Here is a 5,026-nt window from a genome sequence, read left to right as displayed (position 1 = left end):
ACCTCCCAAGAGACCCCCCTGGAAGAAGAGGTGGCCCAAAACCCCCCCCCCCCCCGCCACACACCAACACAAACCGGTGCCACGCCCCCCCCCCCCCCCCCCCCCCCCCCCCCCCCCACGTTCGTCCGATGTCAGTCGTCGGGGTCCTCGTCGTCGTAGACCTCGCTCACGTCGAACCGGCAGATCAGCAACTGCGGGTCGGCGTGCTCGAAGGGCTCCGGCAACCACTCCCCCGGCTCGGTCGGCTCGGCCGCCGCGACCCAGAGCGTCGAGTCCGCCTCCTCCAGGCCGAACTCCTCGCTACGGGCGGCGATCTCGTCCGGCTCGTACTCGCCGAACAGCACGCCGATCGCGGAGTTCACGCCGCCGGCACCCCCCGGGGTCAGCGACTCGTCGAGCCGCTCGGCCTGCGCGCGCAGCCGCTTGGGGTCGACCACGTGGTAGTCGCGGCGGATCAGCACGCTGATCGCCTCGGGCTGTTCCGGGCCGTGGTAGCCGCCCGGCCCCTCGTCGCCGGGGATCTCGAACGGGGTGACCTCGTCGTAGACCTCGTACAGGAGTTGGTCGTAGGCGATGGCCGCCGTCGCGAGCTGCTCGTAGGCAGCGGAGACGGCGGGATCATCAGCTGCGTTGGGGCTTGACACCGCTTCCAGATGACGGTCGATGGCGGCCTTGACCGCCTCAGCGGCGGCGCGTACCTCGGCAATGGTGGGCTGCGCGGCATCAGACATGGTGCAGACGCTATCTCCCCGCAGCGCCGGTACGCACAGCGGTTGTCACCTACACCCGCGATTTCACCGCAACTTCCCCCCTGATGTCCGATTCAGGGTGTTCTGTCCCCCGTCGGGACCGGCGCGGGGCGGGCGCAGAGGGCGTGCACCCGGCCCGGCGGGGCCGTCCGGGTACCGCTTCGCGCGCCGGTATCGGGGTATCCCCTCCACAGCAGCAACAGAACTGATGCACTGTCAGACGAGCCTCCGGGCCGGGAGCCGTCGAACCGCCGCACCGGGACGGGAGGACGGCCGGAAATACCCGGGCCGACCGTCCGGGGCAGGCCGTAGGCTTGCGTGCAGGTGATCCTCAGGAGGAGCGTTTTGACCCCACCGAAGCCGGTCCGGCAGCCGGAGTACGAGTACCAGTCGCTGCGCATGCCGCGCGGCACCACCCGCAACGCGGCGCGCCAACTGCTCACCGAGCATGCCGAGTACGGGCACTGGGAGCTCGACCGACTGCGACTGTTCCCCGACGGCAGCCGGACGGTCCGACTCAAGCGACGGATCATCCGGCAGATCCGGAGCTGGTGACGGGCGGCACACGCCGAACCTTCACGCACCTGCGGCCGCCCGTTCACCGGGCGGCCGCAGGTGCGTCCGTTCATCTGTTCAGGTGTTCAGCTGTTCAACTCTGTCCGTCGACGGGCTCCACGAGCGGGCTCAGCGGGCGCCGGCGCGGGCCCGGCGGTAGAGCACGCCGCCACCGATCAGCAGCGCGAGCCCGGCGGCGCCGAGCATCTCGACGCCACCGGCGCCGGTGTGGGCGAGCTCACCGTTCGCGGCGACGCTCTGGGCGGCCGGGGCGGCCGGGGCGGCCGGGGCGCTGGTGTGGGCGGCGGCCGGGACGACCTGGGTGCCGCCGTTGCTCGACGGCTGGGCGACCGGGGTGCTCGGGGTGGCGCCGGTCGACGGGCCGCCGGTGCGCGGGCCGCCCGTACCGGTGTCGCCACCGGTCGACGACGGCGGGGTGTGGTCCTCGGGGCAGTCGTCGCTCGGCTTCGGGGCGGGGTGGGCCACGTTGCCGCACTCGTTGCCGAAGGCCGGGTTGCCGGCGCCCACCACGTTCACGGAGTTGCCGCAGGCGTTGACCGGGACGTGCACCGGGGCCTGGACGCTGTTGCCGGAGATCACCCCGGGCGAGTTCGCCGCGGTGCCGCTCGCCGAGGCACCCGAGGCGGAGGAGCCCCGGGTGGCTCCCGCGCCGGAACCGGCACTGCCTCCGGAGTGGCCGCCCTGGCCGGGCTGCGGGGCGGCGTGGCGGCCGCTGCCGGAGGCGTTGGCACAGTGGTTGCCGTACGCCGGGTTCAGCACGCCGATCACGTCGACCGTGTTGCCGCAGGCGTTGATCGGCACCTCGACCGGCACCTGCACCGAGTTCCCCGAGGCGACACCCGGTGATCCCGCGGCACCTCCCTGCGCCTCGGCGCCCGCGTAGGCGTAGCCGGCGGTCGAGGCCAGCACGCTGCCGGTGGCCACGGCAGTGAGGATCCCCTTCTTGGCTACATTCCTCATGATTTCCCCTGACGTTTCGAGACGGCGTGGCGACCTTGGCATGAACCCGTATGAAAGTCGGAATTTCCGAATATCCAGAAATCGCGCAAGGCCTTTGACTGCACAGGAGCTAACGAGAGGCCAACGGGGAGGTTGAGCCGAACGAAGCAGCTTCACCCGATCGAGTGATCGGGGCGTTCGATCTTGTCGAACCCGACACGCAAAGGCCCCCGGCGCGGCGCGTCCGCCGCCCGGGGGCCGTACCGAGCCCGGCTCAACGGGCCTCAGCGGCCCGGAGATCGGCTCAGAAGTTGGCGCAGTGGTTGCCGAACGCCGGGTTCAGCACGCCGATCACGCTGACGGTGTTGCCGCACAGGTTCACCGGCACGTGGACCGGGACCTGGACCTGGTTGCCCGCGACGACACCCGGGGAGCCCGCGGCCACACCATCGGCAGCGGCACCGCCGTGAGCGGACGCCACACCGGCGGCGGCGAGCACCAGGCCACCGGTGGCGGCGGCGACAGCGGCGATCTTCTTGACCTTCATCATTCCTCCTGTATGGACAACGCAACCCGTTCGGCGGGCTGCAAAGGAATGAACGACGCTGCGGCAAACGGGGTACGGAACAGATTTCCCATTCACCCGCAACGGTGATCCTTCGCACAGATGCTCGGCGATGAATTACAAGCAGAATCGTTTCTGTTGACCGCTTTCCACCCGTCCCACAATCATGCGCTCCGACAATGCGGTCGGCCCGCCCCCGGCAGTCCGGGAGCGGGCCGACCCAGTCGCCTGATCAGTCTGATCGGCAGTCCTCGCTCGATCGGCGGGCGTCGATCGATCAGCAGGCGTCGATGAAGCGGTCCAGCACCCGGACGCCGAACTTCAACCCGTCCACCGGCACCCGCTCGTCCACGCCGTGGAACATCCCGGCGAAGTCCAGCTCCGGCGGCAGCTGCAACGGCGCGAAGCCGAAGCAGCGGATGCCGAGGTCCTGGAAGGACTTGGCGTCCGTCCCGCCCGACAGGCAGTACGGCACCGCCCGGGCGATCGGGTCCTCCGCACGCAGCGCGGTCTGCATCGCCTCGACCAGCGCGCCGTCGAAGTCGGTCTCGATCGCCCGGTCCGAGTGCAGGCTCTCCCGCTTCACGCGCGGGCCCAGCACGCTGTCCAGCTCGGCGAGGAACTCCTCCTCGTAGCCGGGCAGGAAGCGCCCGTCCACGTGGGCGGTGGCCTGACCGGGGATCACGTTCACCTTGTAGCCGGCGCCGAGCATGGTCGGCTGGGCGGTGTTGCGGAACGTGGTGCCGATCATCTTGGCGATGCCGCCGAGCACGCGGACCACCTCGTCCATGTCCTCCGGGTCCAGCCGGTACCCGAGGACGTCCGACAGCTCGTCCAGGAAGGCCCGCACGCTCGGGGTGATCCGCAGCGGGAACTTGTGGCGGCCGAGCCGGGCGACGGCCTCGCACAGCTCGGTGATCGCGTTGTCGTCGTTCGACATCGAGCCGTGCCCGGCCCGGCCCTCGACCGTCAGGCGCATCCAGTGCATGCCCTTCTCGGCCGTCTCCACCAGGTAGAACCGGGCCTGGTCGTTGACGGTGAAGGAGAAGCCGCCGACCTCGCCGATGCCCTCGGTCACGCCCTCGAACAGCTCCGGGTGCTTGTCCACCAGGAAGCGGGCGCCGTAGGTGCCGCCGGCCTCCTCGTCCGCGAGGAAGGCGAACACCAGGTCGCGCGGGGGCTTGCGGCCGGTGCGCAGCCGGTCACGGACGACGGCGAGGGTCATCGCATCCATGTCCTTCATGTCGACCGCGCCGCGCCCCCAGACGCAGCCGTCGGCGATCTCGCCGCCGAAGGGGTCGTACGTCCAGTCCGCGGCGTTGGCCGGCACCACGTCGGTGTGGCCGTGGATCAGCAGGCCTGGGCGGGACCGGTCCTCGCCCTCGATCCGGACCACCGTCGAGGCCCGCCCCTTGGCCGACTCGAAGATCTGCGGCTCGATCCCGAACTCCGCGAGCTGCTCGGCCACGTACTCGGCTGCCTTGCGCTCGCCCGGACCGGAGCCGTCCCCGTAGTTGCTGGTGTCGATCCGGATCAGATCGCGACAGATCTCGGCGACCTCCGACTCAGCCGTCACCTTCGGCGCCGCCGACTCGCTCCGCTCGCTCACGGTCACTCCTCGTCTTGGGCCCGCACCGACGCGCCAGCGCGCCACCCCCAGGACCTGCACCCGGGCCGTACGAGCACGTCCGCCCATCCTCCCCCAGCCCTCGATCACGATCCACCCCCCGCACGCCCCCGAAACCCGCTGGTCACACCCCCGCCACAGACCGCCCCCTGCTCCGGCCACCGGCCCCGCCACCAGCACGTCCGCCCGTTCCGGAGCCGTTTTGGGAGCTCAAGCCGATCTTTGCTACAGTTACATCTGTCAGCGCGACGGACGAGAGATCGGAAGCCGCGAGGACGACACCCGGTCCGGGTGGCGGAATGGCAGACGCGCTAGCTTGAGGTGCTAGTGCCCTTTATCGGGCGTGGGGGTTCAAGTCCCCCCTCGGACACCAGCTGTGAGCCTGTGGGCTCGGGGAAAGTGCCGGTCGAGATCCTTCTCGACCGGCACTTTTCCGTTTTCCGGCGCCACCGGTGGGTCGGTCGGGCCGGGGACGGGACCGGGGGGGGGGGGGGGGGGGGGGGGGGGGGGGGGGGGGGGGGGGGGGGGGGGGGGGGGGGGGGGGGGGGGGTGGGGGGGTGGCCCGCCACT

The 5,026-nt window shown here is 71.0% G+C and carries 5 protein-coding genes and 1 tRNA gene; 2 read left to right on the top strand and 4 right to left on the bottom strand.

Translation table 11 applies throughout. The features are described from left to right. Positions 1-131: 131 nt before the first annotated feature. A complete protein-coding gene (locus ACZ4W5_RS27685) occupies positions 132-731 on the bottom strand; it encodes a hypothetical protein (protein WP_360246125.1) in 600 nt (199 codons plus the stop codon). 363 nt (positions 732-1,094) lie between these two features. On the opposite strand from ACZ4W5_RS27685, the gene ACZ4W5_RS27680 reads away from it, so the two are divergent. Further along, complete coding sequence (locus ACZ4W5_RS27680) at positions 1,095-1,304, top strand: DUF5703 family protein (RefSeq protein ID WP_350517275.1); 210 nt, start codon at positions 1,095-1,097, stop codon at positions 1,302-1,304. A gap of 129 nt (positions 1,305-1,433) precedes the next feature. On the opposite strand, the gene ACZ4W5_RS27675 is transcribed toward ACZ4W5_RS27680, so the two are convergent. The 3 genes from ACZ4W5_RS27675 to ACZ4W5_RS27665 form a co-directional block, all read right to left on the bottom strand. After that, positions 1,434-2,285, bottom strand: a complete 852-nt coding sequence (locus ACZ4W5_RS27675) for a chaplin (protein WP_465657598.1) — start codon at positions 2,283-2,285, stop codon at positions 1,434-1,436. Between the two features lie 283 nt (positions 2,286-2,568). Further along, on the bottom strand, positions 2,569-2,811 hold the full coding sequence (locus ACZ4W5_RS27670) for a chaplin (RefSeq protein ID WP_402485714.1): 243 nt from the start codon (positions 2,809-2,811) through the stop codon (positions 2,569-2,571). A gap of 295 nt (positions 2,812-3,106) precedes the next feature. Then, the gene (locus tag ACZ4W5_RS27665) at positions 3,107-4,438 is read right to left on the bottom strand and encodes a M20/M25/M40 family metallo-hydrolase (protein WP_465657597.1); all 1,332 of its coding nucleotides are present in this window, start codon (positions 4,436-4,438) and stop codon (positions 3,107-3,109) included. A 303-nt stretch (positions 4,439-4,741) separates the two neighbouring features. On the opposite strand from ACZ4W5_RS27665, the gene ACZ4W5_RS27660 reads away from it, so the two are divergent. After that, positions 4,742-4,829, top strand: a tRNA-Leu gene (locus ACZ4W5_RS27660). Positions 4,830-5,026 lie beyond the last annotated feature (197 nt).

The sequence above is a fragment of the Kitasatospora sp. NPDC029367 genome (assembly GCF_055569135.1).
This window is presented reverse-complemented; position numbering and strand designations above follow the sequence as displayed.

What these genes read in the sequence shown, in the direction of transcription:
- ACZ4W5_RS27685 (WP_360246125.1), bottom strand. Translation starts at nt 731, where the DNA reads ATGTCTGATGCCGCGCAGCCCACCATTGCCGAGGTACGCGCCGCCGCT.
- ACZ4W5_RS27675 (WP_465657598.1), bottom strand. Translation starts at nt 2,285, where the DNA reads ATGAGGAATGTAGCCAAGAAGGGGATCCTCACTGCCGTGGCCACCGGC.
- ACZ4W5_RS27670 (WP_402485714.1), bottom strand. Translation starts at nt 2,811, where the DNA reads ATGAAGGTCAAGAAGATCGCCGCTGTCGCCGCCGCCACCGGTGGCCTG.